Raw genomic sequence first — 23,804 nt, 5'->3', positions numbered from 1 at the left:
CGTCGCAAGCCGCGCTCCGCCAGCTAGCGCGCCCAGGTCGGCGCCGAGCGCGAGTACCGAAGGGTGCCTGAGCGACGTACGGGACCCGGTCGGGCTGGACATGCCCGGCCACCCGGACGCGCGGCGCAGCTAGGTGATCGCACGCAGTTCCTGCGACGGTTATGCCGTGATGTTTTCCGGGGGCGAGCTGTACAGCAGCGAGACCGGCGACGAGACCCTGCTGGCCTACCAGAAGAGCGGCCTCGCCCTGGCCGCTGGCGAAGGCCCGCTGGAGGCGCCCCGAGTCGCCTCAGCCGCCGCTCATGTTCATGAAGCGCAGCACCTGCACCTCGCCGGCGGCGCTGAATTCATGGCGCGCCGGCTTGCGCTGGAGCGCCTCGCCGATCGCTTCCAGCAACGGCCCGTCGTGCAGCGGGTGGCGGCGCAGCAGCGCGCGCAGGTCGAGCGAATGCTCGTGGCCGAGGCACAGCAGCAGGCGGCCCTCGACGGTCAGGCGCAGGCGGTTGCAGGTGGCGCAGAAGTTGTGCGAGTGCGGCGAGATGAAGCCGATGCGTGTCTGCGGATGCTCGACCAGGCGCACGTAGCGCGCCGGCCCTCCGCTCTGCTCGGCGCTGTCGAGCAAGGCGTGGCGCTGGGCGATCAGCGCGCGTACTTCGTCGCTGGAGCAGAAGCTCTCGCCACGTTCGCGGCCGACCTGGCCAAGCGGCATCTCCTCGATGAAGCTGATATCCAGGCCGCGGGCGATGGCGAAGTCCACCAGCGCCGGCACCTCATCGGCGTTGCGCCCCTTCATCACCACCGCGTTCAGCTTGATCCGGCGGAAACCGGCGGCCTGGGCGGCGTCGATGCCGGCCAGCACCTTGTCCAGCTCGCCGTTGCGGGTGATCGCCCGGAAGCGCAGCGGATCGAGGGTGTCGAGGCTGATGTTGAGACGCGACAGGCCGGCGTCGTACAACGGCCGGGCGTAGCGCACCAGTTGCGAGCCGTTGCTGGTCATGCACAGTTCGCGCAGCCCCGGCAGTGCCGCCAGGCGCTCGCACAGGCCGACGATGCCGGGCCGCACCAGCGGCTCGCCGCCGGTCAGGCGCAGCTTGCGCACACCGCCGGCGACGAACAGCCGGGCGACCCGCTCGATCTCCTCCAGGGTCAGCACCTGCTGGCGCGGCAGGAAGCGCATGTCCTCGGCCATGCAGTAGACACAGCGGAAGTCGCAACGGTCGGTGACCGACAGGCGCAGGTAGTCGATCTGTCGGCCTTGGCCATCGATCCAGTCGGTCATGTCCTGGGTACTCCGTTTGATCTTCGGGAGGAAGAGGGAAACAACGGCGCCGAAACCTATTGCACCAGCGCCCCATCCGCGCCCTCGAAGGCGAAGCCCTCGATGCAGGCGTCTCCCGCCAGCACGCCGATGTACTGCCCCACGGCCCGCTGCAACACTTGCGCTTGCAGGTGCGCGGCGATCTGTGCGCGGGCCGCGTCGAAGTCGAGCGGCTCGCCGCCTTCGCGCGCCAGCAGTTCCACCACATGCAGGCCATAGCGGCTTTCCAGCGGATGCTCGAGCAGCCCGGGCGCGCGGCGCAGCAGGCGCTTCTCGAATTCGGGGACGGTCTGCCCCGGCTCGATCCAGCCAAGGTCGCCACCCGACTCCTTCGACGGACAGGCGGAGAAACGCCGGGCCAGGTCGACGAAGCGCTCGGGATGCCCGCGCAACTCGTCGAGCAGCTCCGCGGCCTGCTTGCGCGCCGTCTCGCGGCCTTCCAGGTCGTCCGGCGCGCAAGCCAGCAGCACATGGCGCAATTGCAGGCGCCAGGGGCCGAGCAGGCGTCCAGGATTGGCCGCGTACCAGGTCCGGCAGGCGTCTTCGTCGGCTTCCGGGACCTGCACCTCTTCCTCCAGCAATTGGCGGATGCGCGCTTCCTCCGGCGTCTCGCCGTCTTCGCAGCGGGCCTCGATGCCCAGCGCGTCGGCCCGTTGCAGGAGCAACTGGCGGACGATCAGCGCACGGCAGGCGGCCTCCAGCGCCAGCGCGTAGCTGTCCGCCGGGTGGTATTGCAGTTCGCGGGCCAGCAGGTCTTCGCCGATGGCCACGCCGTTGACCTTCAGTTGCGGCAGTTCGACCTTCTCGACGCGTTCTTCGTAGTGGGAGCAACTCATGATCGATCACCTCGGTTCGGCGGGCCGGCGCCGGATGCGCCGGCCGCCCAGGGTTCAGGCAGGACGTTTCTGGCGCACGATCTGGTAGCGCCGGCCCAGGTACCACACCGGCGCGCTGACGATGTGCACCAGGCGGGTGAAGGGGAACAGCACGAACAGGGTCAGGCCCAGGCCGACGTGCAGCTTGTAGACCAGGCCCACCGGCGCGATGGCTTCGGCCGCCGCCAGCGGACGCAGGGTGACGATGGCCTGGGCCCAGTCGGCGAGCATCACCATCACCGAGCCATCCATGTGATGGGTCGAGGCGACGATGGTGGAGAGGCCGAGGATCAGCTGGGCGTAGAGCACCAGCAGGATCATCAGGTCGGAGGCGTTGCCGGTGGCGCGCACCCGCGCGTCGGTCAGGCGGCGCAGGATCAGTCCGCTCAGGCCGATGAAGCAGAGCACGCCGAAGAAGCCGCCGGAGACCATCGCCAGCAGTTGCTTGTTCTCGGTGCTGATCAGGTGGTGGTAGACCGAGGCCGGGGTCAGCAGGCCGACGAAGTGGCCGGCGAGGATGAACAGCACGCCGACGTGGAACAGGTTGCTGTATACCCGCATGCCCTTCTTGCTGAGCATCTGGCTGGAACCGGCCTTCCAGGTGTACTGCGAGAGGTCGAAGCGCGCCCAGCTGCCGACCAGGCAGATCAGCAGCGCGACATAGGGATAGATCCCGAAGAACAGAAGATTGGTCGACATGCTCAGACTCCTTCGCGGGCCGCGCGGTACTGCATCTGCGGTACCGGCTGGGCGACCCATTGCAATGGTTGTTCGGTGGACGCCGTTGGACGGCGGCCGCTGCTCGACGGGCAACCGCCGGCGGGGTCGGTGAAGCTCACCGGGGTTTCCTCCCAGGCCCGGTCGATGGCCTCCAGGCTGTCGTCGCGCTGTTCCTGGGCCTGGTCGCGACGCAACGCGCCGAGGTCCGGGCGCTCGCCGCCGAGTTCCAGCAACGCCTCGAAAATCGCCGCATAGGCGCTGCCGCGTTCCTCCAGGCGCAGCGCCAGCAGGCCGAGGATGTGCGCCACTTCGGCGAGCCCTTCGCTGGCCGCCGCGAACGGCAGCAGCGACAGGTATTCGAGGTACAGCGGCAGGTAGTCCGGCAGCTCCGGTACGTCGATTTGCAGGCCGGCCCCGGTATAGCGGTCGAGCAGGTCGACCATCGCCTGGCCACGGTCGCGGCTCTCGCCGTGGACGTGCTCGAAGAGCAGCAGCGAGACCGAGCGGCCGCGCTCGAAGAGACCGTCGTAGCGCGCCTGGACGTCCAGCAGGTCGCCCTGGCAGAGCTCGTTGAGCAGCGCCGCGAGGCCGTCGCGCAGCGCTTCCGGCAGTTCGCAGGTGCGGATCAGCGCATGCAGGCCGAGGCTCTCCTCGCGCAGCTCGGCGCGTGGATAGTCGAGTAGCAGGGCGAGCAGGCGGAACAGTTGGCTGTGATCGTTCATGGCGCTCACTCCTGGATCTGCACGACCTGGATCACGTCGCGGCGGTTGGTCGGCTTGCCGCCGAACAGGTTGACGGCGGAGTTGCTGCCGCCGGAACAGCCGTTGCCGAAGCTGAAGCCACAGCCGGAACGCTCGGCGAAGGCATCGGAAAGCGCTTCCTCGCGGTGCGCGCTGGGGATCACGAAGCGATCCTCGTAGTTGGCGATGGCCAGGTAGCGGTACATCTCCTCCACCTGCTCCACGCTCAACCCGACCTTGGCCAGCACCTCCAGGTCCTGGCGGCCTTCGACGTGCTCGGCGCGCTTGTAGGCGCGCATCGCCAGCAGGCGCTTGAGCGCCAGCAGCACCGGCGCGGTGTCGCCGGCGGTGAGCAGGTTGGCCAGGTACTGCACGGGGATGCGCAGCGACTCGACGTCCGGGATCACCCCGTCGCTGCCGATGTGCCCCTCGGCGGCTGCGTTCTGGATCGGCGACAGCGGCGGCACGTACCAGACCATCGGCAGCGTGCGGTATTCCGGGTGCAGCGGCAGGGCCAGCTTCCAGTCCATCGCCAGCTTGTACACCGGCGACTTCTGCGCCGCCTCGATGACGCTGTCGGCCACCCCGTCCTTGCGCGCCTGGGCGATCACCGCCGGGTCGAACGGATCGAGGAAGATCTCCAGTTGCTTCTCGTACAGCTCGCGCTCGTTCTCGCAACTGGCCACTTCGTGGATGCGGTCGGCGTCGTAGAGCAGCACGCCGAGGTAGCGGATGCGCCCGACGCAGGTCTCCGAGCAGACGGTGGGCTGGCCGGCCTCGATGCGCGGGTAGCAGAAGATGCACTTCTCGGACTTGCCGCTCTTCCAGTTGAAGTAGATCTTCTTGTACGGGCAGCCGGAGATGCACATCCGCCAGCCGCGGCACTTGTCCTGGTCGATCAGGACGATGCCGTCCTCCTCGCGCTTGTAGATCGCCCCGCTCGGGCAGGACGCCACGCACGCCGGGTTCAGGCAGTGCTCGCAGAGGCGCGGCAGGTACATCATGAAGGTGTTCTCGTACTCACCGTAGATGTCCGCCTGGACCTGGTCGAAGTTCTTGTCCTTGCGCCGCTTGGCGAACTCGGTGCCGAGGATCTCCTCCCAGTTCGGGCCCCACTCGATCTTCTCCATGCGCTGCCCGGAGACCAGCGAGCGCGGGCGCGCCACCGGCTGGTGCTCGGCCTTGGGCGCGGTATGCAGGTGCTGGTAGTCGAAGTCGAACGGTTCGTAGTAGTCGTCGATCTCGGGCAGGTCCGGGTTGGCGAAGATGTTCGCCAGCACGCGGAACTTGCCGCCGATGCGCGGGCGGATCGAACCGTCCGCCGCGCGCACCCAGCCGCCCTTCCACTTCTCCTGGTTTTCCCATTCCTTCGGGTAGCCGATCCCGGGCTTGGTCTCGACGTTGTTGAACCAGGCGTACTCCATGCCTTCGCGGCTGGTCCAGACGTTCTTGCAGGTGATCGAGCAGGTGTGGCAACCAATGCACTTGTCGAGGTTCAGCACCATGCCGACTTGCGAACGAATTTTCATGGCGTCTCTCCTCAAATGTCCTGGGGCAGCGGTTGCGGCAGGGCGTCGCCGCCGAGTCCGCCGTGGCGGGGTTCGTCCAGCCAGTCGACCTTGCTCATCTTGCGCACCACGACGAACTCGTCGCGGTTGCAGCCGACCGTGCCGTAGTAGTTGAAGCCCCAGGCCTGCTGGGCGTAGCCGCCGATCATGTGGGTCGGTTTGAGCACCACGCGGGTCACCGAGTTGTGGTGGCCGCCACGGGTGCCGGTGGTCTCGCTGCCGGGTACGTTCACGATGCGTTCCTGGGCGTGGTACATCATCACCATGCCGTCCTTGACCCGCTGGCTGACCACCGCGCGGCAGGTCGCCGCGCCGTTGGCGTTGAACACCTCGACCCAGTCGTTATCGACGATCCCGGCCTTGGCCGCGTCGTGCTCGCTGAGCCAGATGATCGGACCGCCGCGCGACAGGGTGAGCATCAGCAGGTTGTCGCTGTAGGTGGAGTGGATGCCCCATTTCTGGTGCGGGGTGATCCAGTTCAGGGTGATCTCCGGGTTGCCGTTGGGCTTCCTGTTCAACAGTTTCTCGGTGGTCCGGGTGTTGACCGGCGGCCGGTAGCTGACGAAGCCTTCGCCGAACGCCTGCATCCACGGGTGATCCTGGTAGAACTGCTGGCGACCGGTGATGGTGCGCCACGGGATCAGCTCGTGGACGTTGGTGTAGCCGGCGTTGTAGCTGACGTGCTCGTCCTCGAGGCCGGACCAGGTCGGGCTGGAGATGATCTTGCGCGGCTGCACCTGGATGTCGCGGAAGCGGATCTTCTCGTCTTCCTTGGGCAGCGCCAGGTGGGCGTGCTCGCGGCCGGTGATCTTCGACAGCGCTTCCCAGGCCTTGACCGCGACCTGGCCGTTGGTTTCCGGAGCCAGGGCGAGGACCACCTCGGCGGCGTCGATGGCGCTGTCGATACGCGGCCGGCCCTGGCTGACGCCGCTCTCGACCACGCGATGGTTGAGGTCGCCGACCAGCTTCACTTCCTTCTCGGTGTTCCAGCCGATGCCCTTGCCGCCGTTGCCCAGCTTGTCCAGCAGCGGACCGAGCGAGGTGAACTTGCGGTAGACGTTCGGGTAGTCGCGCTCGACCAGGTGCAGCGTCGGCAGGTTGCGTCCCGGCACCGGCTCGCACTCGCCCTTCTTCCAGTCATGGCCGTCGCCGCCGAACGGCTGCGCCAGCTCGGTGGGGGTGTCATGCAGCAGCGGCACCGTGACCAGGTCCTGCTCCACGCCGAGGTGGCCTTCGGCGACGGCGGAGAACTTCTTGGCGATGGCCTTGTAGATCTCCCAGTCGCTCTTGGCTTCCCAGGCCGGATCGGTGGCCGCCGACAGCGGATGGATGAAGGGGTGCATGTCGGAGGTGTTGAGGTCGTCCTTCTCGTACCAGGTAGCGGTCGGCAGGACGATGTCCGAGTACATGCAGGTGGAGGACATGCGGAAGTCCAGGGTGGTGACCAGGTCGAGCTTGCCCTCGGCACCGTCGTCGACCCAGTCGACCTCGGTGGGACGCGGACCGCCGGCCTTGCCGAGGTCATCGTTCATCACCCCGTTCTTCGCCCCGAGCAGGTACTTGAGCATGTACTCGTGCCCCTTGCCGGAGGAGCCCAGCAGGTTGGAGCGCCAGATGAACATGTTGCGCGGGAAGTTCTGCGGATCGTCCGGCGATTCGCTGGCGAAGCGCAGGCCGCCGCTCTTCAGTTCGCGCACCACATAGTCGGCGACCGGCAGGCCGGCGGCCTCGGCCTCGGCGGCGATGCGCAGCGGGTTGCGGTTCAGTTGCGGCGCCGACGGCAGCCAGCCGAGGCGTTCGGCCTGGATGTTGTAGTCCAGGGCGTGTTCGGCGAAGCGGCTGGCGTCGGCCAGCGGCGACAGCACCTCGTGCATCGACAGCTTCTCGTGGCGCCATTGCGAGCTGTGCAGGTAGAAGAAGCTGGTGCCGTTCATCTGCCGCGGCGGCCGGCTCCAGTCCAGGCCGAAGGCCAGCGGCGCCCAGCCGGTCTGCGGGCGCAGCTTCTCCTGGCCGACATAGTGCGCCCAGCCGCCGCCGCTCTGGCCGATGCAGCCGCACATCATCAGCATGTTGATGACCGCGCGGTAGTTCATGTCCATGTGGTACCAGTGGTTCATCGCCGCGCCGATGATCACCATCGCCTTGCCGCGGGTCTTGTCGGCGCTGTCGGCGAACTCGCGGGCGACCTGCGTCGCGCGCGCCGCCGGGACGCCGGTGATGCGCTCCTGCCAGGCCGGGGTATAGGGCGTGTCGGCGTCCTCGTAGGAGGTCGCCACGTTGTCGCCGCCCAGGCCGCGGTCGATGCTGTAGTTGGCCATCTGCAGGTCATAGACGGTGGCCACCCGCAGGCGCTTGCCGTCCGCCGCGACGATCTCGCGGAACGGCACCCGGCGCAGCAGTACCTCGTCGTTGGCGACGCCCTTGAAGTGCGGGTGCTCCTGCCCGGCGAAGTACGGGAAGGCCACCTCGCAGGCATGTTCCGGGCCATCGAGCAGCGACAGTTGCAGGCGCGTCTGGTCACCGCTCCTGCCGTCCAGCTCGGCGATGTTCCACTTGCCAGACTCGCCCCAGCGGTAGCCGATGGCGCCGGTGGGCGAGACCAGCCCGCCGCTGCGCTCGTCGTAGGCGATGGTCTTCCACTCGGGGTTGTTGTCCTGGCCGAGGTTGTCCGCCAGGTCGGCGGCGCGCAGGTAGCGGGTCGGCTTGAACGCGCCGCCGGCGTGTTCTTCCAGCAACACCAGCATCGGCATGTCGGTGTACTGGCGGCAGTAGTCGACGAAGTAGGCGCTCGGCCGGTCGAGGTGGAACTCCTTCAGGATCACGTGACCGAAGGCCATGCCCAGCGCGGCGTCGGTGCCCTGCTTGGGGTTGAGCCAGAGGTCGGTGAGCTTGGCCACCTCGGAATAGTCCGGGGTGATGGAGACGGTCTTGGTGCCCTTGTAGCGCACCTCGGTGAAGAAGTGCGCGTCCGGGGTCCGCGTCTGCGGCACGTTGGAGCCCCAGGCGATGATGTAGCTGGAGTTGTACCAGTCGGCCGACTCCGGCACGTCGGTCTGCTCGCCCCAGATCTGCGGGCTGGCCGGCGGCAGGTCGCAGTACCAGTCGTAGAAGCTCAGGCAGACCCCGCCGATCAGCGACAGGTAGCGGGCGCCGGCGGCGTAGCTGACCATCGACATGGCCGGGATCGGCGAGAAGCCGATCACCCGGTCCGGACCGTAGGTCTTGGTGGTGTAGACGTTGGCCGCGGCGATGATCTCGGTGACCTCGTCCCAGCTGGAACGGACGAAGCCGCCCAGGCCGCGCTGGCTCTTGTAGCTCTTCGCCTTGGCGGCGTCCTCGACGATGCTGGCCCAGGCGTTCACCGGGTCGCCGTGCTGCGCCCGCGCCTCGCGCCAGAGCTTGAGCAACGGCTTGCGCACCTTCGGGTACTTCAGGCGGTTGGCGCTGTAGATGTACCAGGAATAGCTGGCCCCGCGCGGGCAGCCGCGCGGCTCGTGGTTGGGCAGGTCCGGACGGGTGCGCGGGTAGTCGGTCTGCTGGGTTTCCCAGGTGATCAGGCCGTTCTTCACGTAGATCTTCCAGGAGCAGGAGCCGGTGCAGTTCACCCCGTGGGTGGAGCGCACGATCTTGTCGTGCTGCCAGCGCTGCCGGTAGGCACCTTCCCAGGCGCGGCTCTCGTTGCTGGTCTCGCCGTGGCCATCGGCGAATTCGCCCTGCTTCTTCTTGAAGAACTGCAGGCGGTCGAGCAGGTGACTCATCTTGATCTCCTCACCCGGTCTGTGCCGGGCGTTACAACGCTAATCAGGGGTTGCCGCGGGCTGCTGCCGACGGACTCAACAGGGACTCTCCGCACCCTTGCGCGCGTACCACCACCAGGTGGCGACGATGCAGCTCAGGTAGTAGGCGATGAACACGTAGAGGGCGCCCTCGGCGCTGCCGGTCATGTGCAGCGAGGTGCCGAACGCCTTCGGGATGAAGAACCCGCCGAAGGCGCCGATGGCGGCGGAGAAGCCGATCACCGCGGCCGACTCCATGCTCGCGTTGCGCGCCGCGCCGGCTTCGTCGGCCTGGCCGTCGCGCACCCGCCGGGCCCACTCGTTGCGGAAGATCACCGGGATCATGCGGAAGGTGGAGCCGTTGCCGATGCCGGCGAAGAAGAACAGCAGGATGAAGGCGCCAAGGAAGCCGAAGAAGTTGCCCTGGCCGCCGTCGCCCGGCAGGAAGGCGATCACCGCGAACACCCCGCCGATCATCAGCGCGTAGTTCCACAGGGTGATCCGCGCGCCGCCGAACTTGTCCGCCAGCCAGCCGCCCAGGGGCCGGCTGAGGGCGCCCACCAGCGGACCGAGGAAGGCGTATTGCAGCGGGTTGACGTCGGGGAACTGGGTCTTGCTGAGCATCGCGAAGCCGGCCGAGAAGCCGATGAACGAGCCGAAGGTGGCCACGTACAGCCAGCACATCAGCCAGTTGTGCTTGCGCTTGAAGATCACCGCCTGGTCGCGGAACGAGGCCTTGGCGTCGGCGATGTCGTTCATCCCGAACCAGGCCGCGACCGATACCACGGCGATGAACGGCACCCAGATCCAGCCGGCGTTCTGCAGCCACAGGCGACCGCCGTCGCCGAGCTGCTGCGGCTCGCCGCCGAAGGCGCCGAACAGGCCGCCGGCCACCGCCAGCGGCACGGCGAACTGCATCACCGAGACGCCAAGGTTGCCGAGCCCGGCATTCAGGCCGAGGGCGGTGCCCTGCTGGCTCTTCGGATAGAAGAAGCTGATATTGGACATGCTCGAGGCGAAGTTGCCGCCGCCGAAGCCGCAGAGCAGCGCGATCAGGGCGAACACCCAGTACGGGGTACTCGGGTCCTGCACGGCGAAGCCCAGCCAGATGCACGGGATCAGCATCGAGGCGGTGCTCAGGGCGGTCCAGCGACGACCGCCGAAGATCGGCACCATGAACGAATAGAACACCCGCAGGGTGGCGCCGGAGATCGACGGCAGCGCCGCGAGCAGGAACAGCTGGTCGTTGCTGAAGGCGAAGCCGGCGCTGTTCAGGCGCACAGTCACCGTGCTCCAGATCATCCACACGGCGAAGGCGAGCAGCAGCGCGGGGATCGAGATCCACAGGTTGCGGCTGGCGATGCGCTTGCCGTTGCGCGCCCAGAACTCGGGGTCCTCGGGGCGCCAGTCGAGCAGCAGCGGTCCCCGTGCGGCTTTCAGTTGGGTATTGGCGATCATGCCCATGACGGCATTCCTCAGGAGTGGGTGGGAAGGGTGGGAGGAAGGTCGACGTCGGCCGAGGCGGCCTGGCCGTCGATGCGGCGTTGCTGCTTGATCGCGTAGTGCATCCAGACCATGCAGACCACGGTCAGGCCGAACAGCAACATGAAGCAGGAGGAGCGCACGCCGATGTGGTCGGCGGCGTAGCCGAACAGGATCGGCAGGCAGAAGCCGCCGAGGCCGCCGATCACCCCGACCATGCCGCCGACGGTGCCCATGTTGCTCGGGTAGTAGTCGTGGATGATCCGGTACACGCTGGCCTTGCCGAAGCCCTGGGCAATGCCGACGACGAACACCAGGAAGGTGAACAGCCAGACGTTCAGGCCGATGCCCAGGCTGAGGTCGCCCTGGATGCCGTGGATGGTCATGGTGGTCTGCGGGTAGGAGAGGAAGAACAGGCACACCAGGCAGACCCAGAACACGCCCCAGTTCACCGAGCGCGCGCCGTAGTGGTCGCTGAACCAACCACCGAGGGCGCGGATCAGGCCGGACGGCAGGGTGAACAGCATGGTGATGAAGGACGCGGTCTTCAGGTCCAGGCCGTATTCGGCGATGTAGTACTTCGGCAGCCACAGGGCCAGGGCGACGAAGCCGCCGAAGACGAAGAAGTAGTACAGGCCGAAGCGCCAGACGCGCAGCTCGGCGAGCGGCGCCAGTTGCTTGGCCAGGGTCGGCCGCTGGCTGGCCTCGGCGGCGCCCTTGAGGTGCGCCGGATCGGTCCAGGTGAACAGCCAGAACAGCACGGCGGTGACCAGCATGGCCACCGAGTAGACCTGCGGCACCATGCGCCAGCCGAAGGCGACCACGATCATCGGCGCCACCAGGTTGGTGATCGCCGCGCCGGCATTGCCAGCACCGAAGATGCCCATCGCGGTGCCCTGGCGCTCCTTCTCGAACCAGGCCGAGGTGTAGGCGATGCCGACCGCGAAGGAGCCGCCGGCCAGGCCGACGAACAGGCCGAGCACCAGGTAGTGCCAGTACTGGCTGGCGAAGGCCAGGCCGTAGATCGGGATGGCCACCAGCAGCATGTGGATGAAGAACACGATGCGGCCGCCGAAGCGGTCGGTGATCAGGCCCAGCGGCAGGCGCACCAGGGAGCCGGTGAGGATCGGCAGGGCGACCATCAGGCCGAACTGGGATTCGCTCAGGCCGAGCTCGTCCTTGATGCGGATGCCGATGATCGAAAACATCGTCCACACGGCGAAATTCACCGCGAAGGACAAGGTACTCATGCCGAGGACGGAGTACTGTTTCTGACGTAGGGAAGCCATGGCTAAACTCTCTGCACGGACAGCGTTCAGCGAGAGCCTAGGGAAGGTGTTCCTATGCAAATTTGATAGGAATCAATGAAATACCGGCCGTTCCGTGCCTAGATGCGCGCCCCTACCTCGAAAGAGGTACGGCTGAAATTATTGCGCAACTCACTGTTTTAAAAGGCTTTTCTCATGAACAAGGCGACCGCGCCGGACGCTGACCAGCGGGACAGATTCTTTGGAGGTAGTGACAGGGCCGGAAAGCCGATCCTGCGCCGCTCCCTGGTAGTCCGCTTCGGCTGCTACCTCACCCTGCTGGTATCGCTGGCGCTGATCGGGATGTTCAGCGCCCTGCTCTTCGCCGACTACACGCACCAGGACGCCGCGGTGATCAACCACGCCGGCTCGTTGCGCATGCTCACCTACCGGGTCGCCCTGGAGCCCAGCCTGGAAGGCCGCCAGGCGCTGCTCGGGACCCTCGGCGAACGCCTCGACAGCGGCGACATCCGCCGCCTGCTGCAACGCCAGGACGCCGACGACCCGATCCGCCAGTTGCACCAGGAGCTGCGCGAGGGCCTCGCGCGCCTGGACCCGCGCGCGCTGCCCGGACGCGCCGTGCTGGACGCCTACGTCGGCGACATCGACCGTTTCGTCGGCATCCTCCAGGCCAAGGCCGAGCGCCGCTCGCAACTGCTCAGCACGGTGCAGGGCCTGTGCCTGTTCCTCAGCCTGCTGGTGGTGTTCGTCACCCTCTACGACCTCAGCTATCACGTCATCGGCCCGCTGCGCGAACTCACCAGCACCGCCCGCCGCCTGGGCCGCGGCGAGCTGGACGCGCGGGTCACCTACAGCGGCGAGGACGAACTGGCGCAACTGGGCGAGCGCTTCAACCAGATGGCCGGCGAGCTGAAGAGCATCTACGGCGACCTGGAAGAGCGCGTGGAGGACAAGACCCGCGCCCTCTCGCAGAGCCACCAGCGCCTCGAACTGCTCTACGCCAGCGCCCGCCGGCTGGGCGAGAACCCCTACGACAGCCGCACCCTGCAACCGCTGCTGAACCAGTTGGAGAAAGTGCTCGACGCCGGCCGCGTGACCCTCTGCCTGAACAAGGACGGGGTCGAGCGCGCCTACAGTTCGCTGACCACCACCGAGCGCCCGGCGGACTTCTGCCTGCAGGGCGACTGCGGTAGCTGCCGCGAGCAGGCCAGCGCCTGCGACCAACCCTCGTCCCTGGCCCAGCCATTGCTGATGCAGCCCTTGTCCATCGCCGGCCACCGTTTCGGCGAACTGTTCATCGAAAGCCGCAGCGGCCGCCTGGAGAACTGGCAGCAGCAACTGATCGAGACCTTCTGCGACAACATCGCCCGCACCTTCGCCCTGTCCCTGCAACAGGAACAGGAAAGCCGCCTGGCCCTGTTCGCCGAGCGCGGCACCATCGCCCGCGAACTGCACGACTCGCTGGCACAGTCGCTGTCCTACCTGAAGATCCAGGTCAGCCGCCTGGGCACCCTGCTCAAGCGCGAGGCGCCGGCGGAGAAGATCGAGGACACCCTCGACGAACTGCGCGAAGGCCTCAACGGCGCCTACCGGCAACTGCGCGAACTGCTCACCACCTTCCGCCTCAGCCTCGACGAGCCGAGCCTGGAAGCCGCGCTGGGGAACGCCGTGGCCGAGTTCGGCGAGCGCGGCGAGGTGACGATCGAACTGGACAACCGCCTGCAACACGTGCCGCTGAGCCCCAACGAGGAAATCCACGTCCTGCAGATCGTCCGCGAGGCGCTCTCCAACGTGGTTCGCCATTCGCAGGCGCAACGGGCCTGGGTGCGCCTGAGCAGCCAGGCCGACGGCCAGGTGAGCATCGCCGTCGAGGACGATGGCGTCGGCTTTGATCCGCAGCAGAACCGTAGCGGCCATTATGGGCTTACCATCATGCAGGAGCGCGGCCAGACCCTCGGCAGCCAGTTGCGCTTCGAAGCGCGCGCACCTCACGGCACGCGAGTGCTCTTCAGCTTCGTGCCGACCGCCCTGCAACCCTCCGCCGCCAAGGAGCCGACCCCATGACGGACATGCCAGCCACCGCCGACGAACCGGTTCGCCTGCTGCTGGTGGACGACCATCCGATGATGCGCAAGGGCGTCGCCCAGTTGCTCGAACTGGAAGACGACCTCAGCGTGGTCGGCGAGGCCGGCAGCGGCGAGGAAGCCCTGCGCCTGGCCGCCGAGCTGGACCCGGACATGATCCTGCTGGACCTGAACATGAAGGGCATGAACGGCCTGGACACCCTGCGCGCGTTGCGCGAGGCCGGAGTCGACGCGCGCATCGTGGTGTTCACCGTGTCCGACGACAAGGGCGACGTGGTCAACGTCCTGCGCGCCGGCGCCGACGGCTACCTGCTCAAGGACATGGAGCCGGAGCGCCTGCTCGAGCACATCCGCCAGGCCGCCACCGGACAGATGACCCTCAGCCCGCAGTTGACCCAGATCCTCGCCCAGGCCCTGCGGGGCGACGACCGCTCGAAGAGCCTCGACGAGCTGACCGAGCGCGAACGGCAGATCCTCCGCCAGATCGCCCACGGCTACAGCAACAAGATGATCGCGCGAAAGCTGGACATCACCGAAGGCACGGTGAAGGTCCATGTCAAGCGGGTGCTGCACAAGCTCGGCATGCGTTCGCGGGTCGAGGCCGCGGTGTGGGCGGTGGAGAACGACCTGGTGTGAGCCGCGCGCGGGCTTGATTCCGGTCAAGAAATCCACCGCGGCGCTGCGTCGATACTGGCGGCTTCCTTCCACGAGGCGCCCGTCATGATGTTCGAACGCAGCCCCGACGATCCCCTTCCCCTGGTCTACGCCTGCTCCGGCTGCTCCAACGTGGCGCAACTGGCCAACGATCTCGCGCTGCGCCTGGATCGCGCCCGGCTGGCGGAGATGTCCTGCATCGCCGGAGTCGGCGGCGACGTCCCGCTGCTGGTCCGCCGGGCCCGCTCCGGGCGACCGATCCTGGCCCTCGACGGTTGCCCGCTGCATTGCGTGAAAGGCTGCCTGGCGCGCCACGAGGTAGTCCCGACCCTGCACCTGACCCTCAGCGAACACGGCCTGAAGAAGCGCTACGGCGAGGACTGCGAGGCGCAGGACGCCGAGCGCCTGTTCGTCGAGCTGGAGCGTCTGCTGACGCCGGGCGGCAAGCGCCGCTGCGAATGACGGCGAGGCCGGGGGCGGCGGCTATCCCCAGCCTGCCGAAACCCGCATCCCCGCCTTTCGGCCTCCCTCGCGCATATCGCGGCGCCTCCGCCGCGTAAGCGTGCCCGTACCGCCTGCGATACGCAGCAGTGCGCTAGGATGTCCCCTCGGCTTCGAAGAAAGGACATTTCAATGCTGATCGGTGCGCTGCTGGTTCTCACCTGGGTCATCCTCCTCGTCCGATACCCGGCCAAGGCCCTGCCGGTCTCCCTGGCGGCTCTCGTCGGGCTGGGCCTGGTGGCGGCCTGGGTGATCTGGCAGGACAACGACGAAAGCCGCCACCTGCAACGCCAGGAACTGCGCCTGAGCTATGCGCCGGAACGCTGTCCGGTGGACCGGCCGCTGGCGGTCGAACTGAAGAACGGCAGCGACCGACCGTTGCTGGAGCTACGCTGGAGGATCGCCGCCTACCGCCCCGGCGACAGCGTCAACCTGGCCGACACCAGCTTCGACAGCCCGCGCTACCGGGCGCCGAACGCCCTGCTCGGCGGCGACAGCTGGCACGATTGCCTGCCGCTGCCGCCGCTGCGTCCGGGCTATCGCGCCAGCACCCTGGAATTCCGCGCCGAACGCCTGGACGGGCGTTTCGGCAACTGACCGAGGGAGGACCCGATGGAAACCCGCCGTCTGTTCGACCAGGGCTCCGCTGCCTACGCCAGCGCCCGCCCGCGTTATCCCGATGCGCTCTACCGCCATCTCGCCGGGCTCTGCGGCCAGCGCCGGCGCGCCTGGGACTGCGCCACCGGTACCGGCCAGGCCGCGCTCGGCCTGGCGCAGTACTTCGGCGAAGTCCTCGCCAGCGACACCAGCGCGCAGCAGATCGAACACGCCGTTGTCCATACGGGTATCCGCTACAGCGTGCAGGACGCCGAAGCCACCGACTATCCCGACGCCGCCTTCGACCTGGTCTGCGTAGCCCAGGCCTGGCACTGGTTCGACCATTCGCGCTTCAACCGCGAGCTGCTGCGCGTGCTGCGTCCCGGCGGCGTGTTCGCCGCCTGGGGCTACGGCTGGTTCAGCATCGACGCGCAGATCGATGCCGCCATCGACGAGGAATACCTGCGCCCGATCGGCCCGTACTGGGCGCAACAGAACCGCCTGCTGTGGAACGCCTACCGGGATGTCGAGCTGCCGCTGGGCGAACTCCCCGCGCCGGCCTTCGTCATCGAGCAACAATGGAGCCTGGCCCGGTTGTTCGACTACATGGCCACCTGGTCGGCCAGCCGCCTGTGCCGCGAGGCGCAGGGCAACGCTTTCGTGCGCCAGGCCCTGCAACGGGTCGCCGCGCTCTGGGGCGAGCCGACCTCGACACGCAGGGTTCGCATGCCGCTGGCGCTGCGGATCGCGCGCAAGGACGCCTGACCGAGCCTTCGAGCGGTTTTCCGCGGCCGGCGAATCCAGTACGGTAGGCCGCCCTCCTTCCAACTCCCAGCCAAGGAACGCTGCCCATGAGCCAACCCGTCGCCTTCGTCACCGGCTGCTCCAGCGGCATCGGCCGCGCCCTCGCCGACGCCTTCCAGCGCGCCGGCTACCGGGTCTGGGCCAGCGCGCGCAAGGAGGACGACGTGCGTGCCCTGGCCGAGGCCGGCTTCCAGGCGGTGCAACTGGACGTCAACGACGCCGCCGCGCTGGCCCGTCTGGCCGAGGAACTGGAAGTCGAAGCCGCCGGCCTCGACGTGCTGGTCAACAACGCCGGCTACGGCGCCATGGGTCCGCTGCTGGACGGCGGCGTCGAAGCCATGCGCCGGCAGTTCGAGACCAACGTGTTCGCCGTGGTCGGCGTGACCCGCGCGCTGTTCCCGCTACTGAGGCGCAAGTCCGGCCTGGTGGTGAACGTCGGCAGCGTCTCCGGCGTGCTGGTCACGCCCTTCGCCGGCGCCTACTGCGCCTCCAAGGCCGCGGTGCATGCGCTGAGCGATGCCCTGCGCCTGGAGCTGGCACCGTTCGGCGTCGAGGTGCTGGAAGTGCAGCCGGGCGCCATCGCCTCGAACTTCGGCGCCAGCGCCAGCCGCGAGCTGGACAGCGTGGTCGACGAACGCTCGCCCTGGTGGCCGTTGCGCCGGCAGATCCAGGCGCGCGCCGCGGCATCCCAGGACAATCCCACGTCCGCCGAAGACTTCGCCCGCCAGTTGCTAGCCGCCGTGCAGCGCCGTCCGCGCCCGCCGCTGGTGCGCATCGGCAATGGCAGCCGGGCCCTGCCGGCGCTGGCCCGCTGGCTACCGCGCGGCCTGCTGGAGCGGCTGCTGAAGAAGCGCTTCGGTCTCGACACGCGCCTCTGAAACCGCCAGGAGATACCGCCATGGGCGACCGCCTTGCCGTACCCATCCGCTACTACGCCCTGGCCGGGATCGCCGCGGCGATCCTGCTCAACGTGCTGCTGCGCGGGGTGGTCCGCTTCGGCGGCCTGCCGGCCAGCCTGCTGATCGCCGCGCTGGTCGCCGGCGGCCTGGCCTGGTGGTTCGCCCGCGCGCAGCGGCGCTGGCCGACCTGGGGCGAGCGCTTGCGCCTGGTCGCCCTGTATGGCGGAGTGCTCGGGGTCCTTTACCTGCTGCTGGTCGGCCTCGCCTCGCTGAAAGGCGATCCCAGCCCGGCGGCACTGCTCATCGTGGTGCTGCACTACCTGTGCTATCCGGCGCTGTTGCTGGTGTTCTTCTCCGGCAGGGTCTATGGATTCTTCCTGCGCTGACAGGTGAGGCTGCCTCAACGAATTCTTCACATTCTCTTCAGCTCGGCTTGACCCGCCCTCGCCTAGTGTTGGCCACCCACCGCACGAGGCCGACATGCACCGTTCACCGCTCGCCTGGCTCCGCCTGCTCCTCGCCGCCGTGCTCGGCGCCTTCCTGCTCGGCGGCCCGCTGCATGCCGCCGAGACTGCCGCCACGCGTTCGCCAGCCTGGGCGCAAGCGGTCGACCCGTCGATCAACCTCTACCGCATGAGCCCCACCCTCTATCGCAGCGCGCTGCCCAACGCACAGAGCGTCGCGCTGCTGCAACGCCTGCAGGTGAAGACGGTGGTCAGCTTCATCAAGGACGACGACCGCGCCTGGCTGGGCCAGGCTCCGGTGCGGGTGCTCAGCCTGCCGACCCACGCCGACCGGGTCGACGACGCCGAGGTGCTCAGCGTCCTCCGCCAGTTGCAGGCCGCCGAGCGCGAAGGCCCGGTACTGATGCACTGCAAGCACGGCAACAACCGCACCGGACTGTTCGCCGCCATGTACCGCATCGTCGTGCAGGGCTGGGACAAGCAGGCCGCGCTGGAGGAAATGCAGCACGGCGGTTTCGGCGACGAGGACGACATGCGCGACGCCAGCGCCTATGTGCGCGGCGCCGACGTCGACGGCCTGCGCCTGGCGATGGCCAACGGCGAATGCAGCCCGTCGCGCTTCGCCGTCTGCCATGTGCGCGAGTGGATGGCCCAGGCGCTCGACCGGCCGTAAACACGCGCAGGGCCGAAAGGCTTGGTCCCGTCACGCAAGTTTGGCACCCTTGGGACTCGCCGCCGCACGCGGCGGCCCACTTCGACAGCCGCGACGAGACTCCCATGAGCGATGCCCCGACCTCCCCGCGCTTCAGCGCCGCCACCAGCACCCGCCTGCTCGACCATGCGCAACTGGAGGCGCTCTGCGCCGACTATGACGGCTTCCTTCTCGATCTCTGGGGCGTAGTGATGGACGGCGCCGAGGCGTTCCCCGGCGCCCTTGCCTGGCTCGCCCGGCGGCACGCCGAAGGCCGCCCGGTCTGGTTCCTCAGCAACTCGTCCAGCAGCGTGGCGGAAATGAGCGCCGGGCTCGAGCGCCTGGGCATCCGGCGCGACTGGTTCGCCGGCATCACCACGTCCGGCCAGTTGACCATCGACGCCCTGCTGCAAACCGCCGAATACCGGCGTGGCGGTATCTACCTGGCCGGCGTCGGCCTGGCCCAGCAGAGCTGGCCGGCGGAAATCCGCGAGCGCTTCGTCGAGGACATCGCCCAGGCGGCGCTGATCGTCGGCGTCGGCAGCTTTCCCCAGGATGAACTGGAACAGCGCTTCGCGCCCCTGCGCGGCGCCACCGACCTGCCGTTCCTCTGCGCCAACCCGGACCGCGTGGTGGTTTCCGGCGGCCGCACGGTATACGGCGCGGGCATGCTCGCCGAGCTGTTCAGCGAGGAAGGCGGCCAGGTCAGCTGGTACGGCAAGCCCGACCCGGCGGCCTTCCGCATCGCCCAGCGGCAACTGGAAGCGCGCGGCGCGCGGCACATCCTGTTCGTCGGCGACTCGCTGGTGACCGACGTCCCCGGCGCCCTCGCCGCGCGCATCGATACGCTCTGGCTGGGCGCCACCGGCATCCACCGCGAAGCCCTGGGCGCCGAGTTCAACGGAGCACTCGACGAGGAGCGGGTCAGGTCGCTGCTGCACGGCTATCCGATCCGACCGCACTTTGCCGCGCCAGGGCTGGTCTGACCCTCAAAGGTCGGAAAAAGGATGCACGCATGCACTGGCTGGACTACCTGCAATGGCCCGCCATGCTGGTCACAGTGGTGGCCGCCTGGCTGGTGGCGTCGGCGCATCGGCGAAGACGCAAGGTCGGCTTCTGGGTGTTCCTCGCCAGCAACCTGCTGTGGATCGCCTGGGGCCTGTACGCCCAGGCCTATGCGCTGATCCTGCTGCAGGTCTGCCTGGCGGCGATGAACCTGCGCGGCACCCATCGCAACGAAGCGCCACAGGACAGCGCCTGATGGCCGCCAACGAAAACGCCCGCCATGACGGCGGGCGCTCGCTTTGCGAAGGCTGCGCTCAGTGCGCCCCCTCGCTTTTCTCCAGCGGCTGGCCGGCGTAGATACGACGCACCAGCGGGCCGATGGAAAGCCCCTGGAGCAGGATCGATACCAGCACCACGATGTAGGTCAGGCTGAGGATCAGGTCGCGCTCCGGCCCCAACGGCAGGGACAGCGCCAGCGCCACCGAGACGCCGCCGCGCAGCCCACCCCAGACCAGGATGCGGATGGTGCCCGCCGGTACCTGCCGGTTGGCGCCACGGAAACGGCGCAGGACCAGGATCGCCGGGCCCACCGTGAGCAGGCGCGAGACCAGCACCGCGCCGCCTAGGGCGAAGGCCGCCGCCACGTGCAGCCAGGAGAACGGCAACAGCAGCAGCTCCAGGCCGATCAGGGCGAACAGCAGGGCGTTGAGGATCTCGTCGATCAGTTCCCAGAACTTGTCCACGTAGCGCCGGGTCTCGTCCGACATCGCGTAGTGGCGTCCGTGGTTGCCGATGATCAGCCCGGCCACCACCATCGCGATCGGCGCCGATACGTGCAGGCGCGCGGCCAGCGCGGCACCGCCGATGACCAGGGCGAGGGTCAGCATGACCTCCACCTGGTACTGGTCGATGCCGCGCATCATCACGAACACCCCGTAGCCGAGCACCGCACCGAAGACCACGCCGCCGATGGCTTCCTGGACGAAGAGGATCGCCGTGGCGCTGACCGTGGGCGCCTCGCCGAGCTGGAGGATGCCGAGGATGATGGCGAACACCACCACCGCGGTGCCGTCGTTGAACAGCGACTCGCCGACGATGGTGGTCGCCAGCGGTTTCGGCGCGCCGGCGGACTTGAGGATGCCGAGCACGGCAATGGGGTCGGTCGGCGAGATCAGCGCGCCGAACAGCAGGCAGTAGATGAAATCCACCTGCCAGCCGAACAGCGGGAAGGTGTAGTAGGCCAGGCCACCGATGACGAAGGTGGCGATCAGCACCCCGGCGGTGGCCAGCAGGCCGATCGGCCACTTGTAGCTGCGCAGGTCGGAGAGGTCGACGTGCAGTGCGCCGGCGAACAGCAGCGCGGGCAGGAACCAGGTCATCAGCACTTCGGAGAAGTCGATGCGGCGGATGATTTCCTGCATCTCCACCTCGAGGATCGGATAGCCCAGTTCCGACAGCCCCTGGACGATCAGCGAGAACACCAGCGCCGTGGCCATCACGCCGATGGTCGGCGGCAGGCGGATGAAGCGGTAGTTCACGTAGGTGAGCAAGGTGGTCAAGGCAATGAATGCCGCGACGAGATCGAGCATGACGCGGGGTACTCCCTTAGCAGAAGGTAAAACACCTACCCCAAAAGGCCGATCCGTGAACCGTGGGGTGCGAATGTCTGGAAAAGCCCGAGAAAATTTCGGAACCCGCATCATAACCGCAGAAAAGCCCTGGACGTCCAGCGCACCGATACGGTGCATGGCGCGCCGCCGACGCGGCAGCGCCATTATCGACCGCTTCCCCGGGGAAAATTTCTTCGTTCGCCGCCAGCCCAGGCGAGACGGCGGCTGCGGCCGCTTGCCCAGGCCCGGCCATGGCACAAGCATGGCCGTTTCGTTGAACCTCCGCGAACGACGAACGGTCAACCCTTTCAGGGTCGGGAATTCGGTGCCCATCCGAAGCCTTTGATTTCCGGCCTGTTTCCGCGCTTCGACGAAGCGCCCGACAGCGTAGCCAACGCTCATTCCGAAGGGAGTCCCGACCATGGTGAAAACCTGTGGCAAGGCCCTGCTCGGCCTCTGCGCCGCAGCCGCCGTACTGGCCTTGCTGATCCACTGGATCACCCCCGCGACCATCCTCCACTACCGCGAGGACCTGCTGTTCTACTTGCAGGCCCACCTGGTGCTGGTCTTCAGTTCGATGGCGGCCGCCCTGCTGGTCGGCGTGCCGGCCGGCATCCTGCTCAGCCGTCCCGGCATGCAGGCCCAGGCCGAACGCCTGATGCAGGTGTTCAACGTCGGCAACACCATCCCGCCGCTGGCGGTGCTGGCCATCGCCCTGGCGATCATCGGCATCGGCAACGGCCCGGCAATCCTCGCCCTGTTCCTCGCCTCGCTGCTGCCGATCGTGCGCAACACCTACGAGGGCCTGCGCAATGTCTCGCCGGCGCTGAAGGAAGCCGCCACCGGCATCGGCATGACGCCCAACCAGGTGCTGCTGCGGGTGGAACTGCCGAACGCGGTGCCGATCATCGTCGGCGGCGTGCGCGTGGCCCTGGCGCTGAACGTCGGCTCCGCGCCGCTGGCGTTCCTGATCGGCGCCAACAGCCTGGGCAGCCTGATCTTCCCCGGCATCTACCTGAACAACCACCAGCAACTGCTGCTCGGCGCCGCCTGCACGGCGCTCCTCGCCCTGCTGCTGGACGCCCTGGTGGTGCTGTTCAGCCGCATGTTCCTGGAACGCGGCCTGACCGCCAAGGAGGCCTGATGAACCGACTGATCCGCTCACTCTGCCTGGCCTGCGCCGGCCTGTTCGCCGCCGGCCTGGCGCAGGCGGAAACCCTGCGCATCGGCGGCAAGACCTTCACCGAGCAGCGCATCCTCACCGCCATCACCGCGCAGTTCCTGCAGAAGCGCGGCTACGACGTGACGGTCACCACCGGCCTGGGCAGCACCCTGGCCCGCGCCGCCCAGGAAAGCGGCCAACTGGATATCGTCTGGGAGTACACCGGCTCGTCGCTGATCGTCTACAACCACATCGACGAGAAGCTCGACGCCGCGGCTTCCTACCGCCGGGTCAAGCAACTCGACGAAGCCCAGGGCCTGGTCTGGCTGAAGCCGACCCGCTTCAACAACACCTATGCCCTGGCCATGCCCGAGGAACAGGCCGAGCACCTGGGCATCCAGAGCGTCAGCGATCTCGCGCGGGTGCTCGCCGAACAGCAGGAGGCCGAGCCCGGGAGCACCCACCTGTTCGCCATGGACCCGGAGTTCGCCGGCCGCCCCGACGGCCTCGGCCCCATGAGCGAGCTGTACGGCCTGCACTTCACCCGCAACGACATCCGCCAGATGGACGCCGGGCTGGTCTACACCGCGCTGAAGAACCGCCAGGTGTTCCTCGGCCTCGTCTACACCACCGACGGCCGCCTGAAGGATTTCAAGCTGCGCGTGCTGAAGGACGACAAGCAGTACTTCCCCTTCTACAACGCCGCCCCGGTGGTGCGTAAGGAGGTCATGCAGCGCCATCCGGAGTTCGCCACGCTGTTCGATCCGATCATCGAGCGGCTCGACGACGCCACCATGCAGGCGCTCAACGCACGGGTCGATATCGAGCAGCAGACGCCACAGAAGGTCGCCGCCGACTTCCTCCGCGAACACCACCTGCTCGACGACGGCCAGGCCGGCCAGGGAGGTAGCCAGTAATGGACTTCTTCAGCGTGCTTTCCCATCTCGACTGGTCCCAGGTCGGCCAGCTCACCCTCCAGCACCTGCTGCTGGTACTGGTCGCCGTAGGCCTGGCGATCCTCGTCGGCGTGCCGCTGGGCGTGCTGATGACCCGCTTCACGTGGCTGGCCGGCCCGTTGCAGGGCGCCGCCACGGTGATGCTGACCATCCCCTCGATCGCCCTGTTCGGCCTGCTGATGCCGGTCTACTCGGTATTCGGCCAGGGCCTCGGGCCGCTGCCGGCGATCACCGCGGTGTTCCTCTATTCGCTGCTGCCGATCCTGCGCAACACCTACCTCGCCCTGACCGGCGTCGAAGCGGGCATCCGCGAGGCCGGCAAGGGCATCGGCATGACCTTCTGGCAACGCCTGCGGATGGTCGACATTCCCCTCGCGGTGCCGGTGATCCTCGCCGGCGTACGCACCGCCGTGGTGATGAACATCGGCGTGATGACCATCGCCGCGGTGATCGGCGCCGGCGGCCTGGGCGTGCTGATCCTCACTTCCATCAGCCAGAGCAACATGCCGATGCTGGTGGTCGGCGCGGTACTGGTCAGCCTCCTGGCCATCGCCGCCGACCTGCTGCTGCAATGGCTGCAACGCATCCTCACCCCCAAGGGACTGCGCGCCAGCGCGCACTGACAGGAGC

General features: G+C 67.9%; 22 protein-coding genes. 13 read left to right on the top strand and 9 right to left on the bottom strand.

Features of this window, described 5'->3' with window-relative positions; all coding sequences use genetic code 11:
* Positions 1-289: 289 nt before the first annotated feature.
* The 8 genes from moaA to LJF27_RS04260 all read right to left on the bottom strand — a co-directional run bounded on the left by moaA (position 290) and on the right by LJF27_RS04260 (position 11,768).
* Positions 290-1,279: a GTP 3',8-cyclase MoaA gene (gene moaA, locus LJF27_RS04295; RefSeq protein WP_003092949.1), complete on the bottom strand. Its 990-nt coding sequence runs from the start codon at positions 1,277-1,279 to the stop codon at positions 290-292.
* A 56-nt stretch (positions 1,280-1,335) separates the two neighbouring features.
* Positions 1,336-2,154, bottom strand: coding sequence for a peptidylprolyl isomerase (locus LJF27_RS04290; protein WP_010793396.1), 819 nt, complete (start codon positions 2,152-2,154; stop codon positions 1,336-1,338).
* 54 nt (positions 2,155-2,208) lie between these two features.
* Complete coding sequence (gene narI, locus LJF27_RS04285) at positions 2,209-2,892, bottom strand: respiratory nitrate reductase subunit gamma (protein ID WP_003092953.1); 684 nt, start codon at positions 2,890-2,892, stop codon at positions 2,209-2,211.
* A gap of 2 nt (positions 2,893-2,894) precedes the next feature.
* Positions 2,895-3,635 carry a nitrate reductase molybdenum cofactor assembly chaperone gene (narJ, locus tag LJF27_RS04280; protein ID WP_003092956.1) on the bottom strand — a complete coding sequence of 247 codons (741 nt, stop codon included), beginning with the start codon at positions 3,633-3,635 and terminating at the stop codon, positions 2,895-2,897.
* A gap of 5 nt (positions 3,636-3,640) precedes the next feature.
* The gene (gene narH / locus LJF27_RS04275) at positions 3,641-5,182 is read right to left on the bottom strand and encodes a nitrate reductase subunit beta (RefSeq protein ID WP_003092958.1); all 1,542 of its coding nucleotides are present in this window, start codon (positions 5,180-5,182) and stop codon (positions 3,641-3,643) included.
* An 11-nt stretch (positions 5,183-5,193) separates the two neighbouring features.
* On the bottom strand, positions 5,194-8,979 hold the full coding sequence (locus LJF27_RS04270) for a nitrate reductase subunit alpha (RefSeq protein ID WP_003122056.1): 3,786 nt from the start codon (positions 8,977-8,979) through the stop codon (positions 5,194-5,196).
* A 75-nt stretch (positions 8,980-9,054) separates the two neighbouring features.
* Positions 9,055-10,461 carry a nitrate/nitrite transporter NarK2 gene (gene narK2 / locus LJF27_RS04265; protein WP_003105301.1) on the bottom strand — a complete coding sequence of 469 codons (1,407 nt, stop codon included), beginning with the start codon at positions 10,459-10,461 and terminating at the stop codon, positions 9,055-9,057.
* 11 nt (positions 10,462-10,472) lie between these two features.
* Entirely contained in the window at positions 10,473-11,768 is a 1,296-nt protein-coding gene (locus tag LJF27_RS04260) for a nitrate/nitrite transporter (protein WP_003105298.1), read from the bottom strand.
* Between the two features lie 174 nt (positions 11,769-11,942).
* Here LJF27_RS04260 and narX point away from each other — a divergent pair, with 174 nt between their 5' ends.
* The 10 genes from narX (at position 11,943) to LJF27_RS04210 (ending at position 19,702) form a co-directional block, all read left to right on the top strand.
* Entirely contained in the window at positions 11,943-13,811 is a 1,869-nt protein-coding gene (gene narX / locus LJF27_RS04255; RefSeq protein ID WP_003105296.1) for a two-component system sensor histidine kinase NarX, read from the top strand.
* Positions 13,808-14,467 (top strand): two-component system response regulator NarL, encoded by a 660-nt coding sequence (narL, locus tag LJF27_RS04250; RefSeq protein WP_003092968.1) that lies wholly within the window; start codon positions 13,808-13,810, stop codon positions 14,465-14,467. Before narX ends, narL begins: the two co-directional genes overlap by 4 nt.
* An 84-nt stretch (positions 14,468-14,551) precedes the next feature.
* Positions 14,552-14,947, top strand: coding sequence for an anaerobic/virulence modulator AnvM (gene anvM, locus LJF27_RS04245; protein ID WP_003092971.1), 396 nt, complete (start codon positions 14,552-14,554; stop codon positions 14,945-14,947).
* Between the two features lie 171 nt (positions 14,948-15,118).
* Entirely contained in the window at positions 15,119-15,583 is a 465-nt protein-coding gene (locus LJF27_RS04240; RefSeq protein ID WP_023117151.1) for a hypothetical protein, read from the top strand.
* A gap of 15 nt (positions 15,584-15,598) precedes the next feature.
* Positions 15,599-16,348, top strand: a complete 750-nt coding sequence (locus tag LJF27_RS04235) for a class I SAM-dependent methyltransferase (protein ID WP_023117152.1) — start codon at positions 15,599-15,601, stop codon at positions 16,346-16,348.
* A gap of 86 nt (positions 16,349-16,434) precedes the next feature.
* Entirely contained in the window at positions 16,435-17,265 is an 831-nt protein-coding gene (locus LJF27_RS04230) for an SDR family oxidoreductase (RefSeq protein WP_004351549.1), read from the top strand.
* A 20-nt stretch (positions 17,266-17,285) separates the two neighbouring features.
* Entirely contained in the window at positions 17,286-17,672 is a 387-nt protein-coding gene (locus LJF27_RS04225) for a hypothetical protein (protein ID WP_003113771.1), read from the top strand.
* Between the two features lie 94 nt (positions 17,673-17,766).
* Complete coding sequence (gene tpbA, locus LJF27_RS04220) at positions 17,767-18,423, top strand: tyrosine phosphatase TpbA (protein ID WP_003105672.1); 657 nt, start codon at positions 17,767-17,769, stop codon at positions 18,421-18,423.
* 104 nt (positions 18,424-18,527) lie between these two features.
* A complete protein-coding gene (locus LJF27_RS04215) occupies positions 18,528-19,427 on the top strand; it encodes a TIGR01459 family HAD-type hydrolase (RefSeq protein ID WP_003118288.1) in 900 nt (299 codons plus the stop codon).
* A gap of 29 nt (positions 19,428-19,456) precedes the next feature.
* On the top strand, positions 19,457-19,702 hold the full coding sequence (locus LJF27_RS04210) for a YgjV family protein (protein ID WP_003092978.1): 246 nt from the start codon (positions 19,457-19,459) through the stop codon (positions 19,700-19,702).
* 58 nt (positions 19,703-19,760) lie between these two features.
* Here LJF27_RS04210 and LJF27_RS04205 read toward each other — a convergent pair whose 3' ends face one another.
* Positions 19,761-21,035 (bottom strand): cation:proton antiporter, encoded by a 1,275-nt coding sequence (locus LJF27_RS04205; RefSeq protein WP_003105667.1) that lies wholly within the window; start codon positions 21,033-21,035, stop codon positions 19,761-19,763.
* A gap of 442 nt (positions 21,036-21,477) precedes the next feature.
* Here LJF27_RS04205 and LJF27_RS04200 point away from each other — a divergent pair, with 442 nt between their 5' ends.
* From LJF27_RS04200 to LJF27_RS04190, 3 genes are read left to right on the top strand one after another with little or no spacing between them, the layout of a single operon-like run.
* Positions 21,478-22,200 (top strand): ABC transporter permease, encoded by a 723-nt coding sequence (locus tag LJF27_RS04200; protein WP_003092982.1) that lies wholly within the window; start codon positions 21,478-21,480, stop codon positions 22,198-22,200.
* The gene (locus LJF27_RS04195) at positions 22,200-23,135 is read left to right on the top strand and encodes a glycine betaine ABC transporter substrate-binding protein (protein WP_003113769.1); all 936 of its coding nucleotides are present in this window, start codon (positions 22,200-22,202) and stop codon (positions 23,133-23,135) included. The genes LJF27_RS04200 and LJF27_RS04195 overlap by 1 nt, the downstream gene beginning before the upstream one ends.
* Entirely contained in the window at positions 23,135-23,797 is a 663-nt protein-coding gene (locus LJF27_RS04190) for an ABC transporter permease (RefSeq protein WP_003119254.1), read from the top strand. The genes LJF27_RS04195 and LJF27_RS04190 overlap by 1 nt, the downstream gene beginning before the upstream one ends.
* Positions 23,798-23,804 lie beyond the last annotated feature (7 nt).

The organism is Pseudomonas sp. 203-8 (genome assembly GCF_020708595.1).
Taxonomy (GTDB): Bacteria; Pseudomonadota; Gammaproteobacteria; order Pseudomonadales; family Pseudomonadaceae; genus Pseudomonas; species Pseudomonas aeruginosa.
The sequence above is the reverse complement of the archived record's forward strand: the minus strand, read 5'-3'. Positions and strand labels throughout refer to the sequence as shown.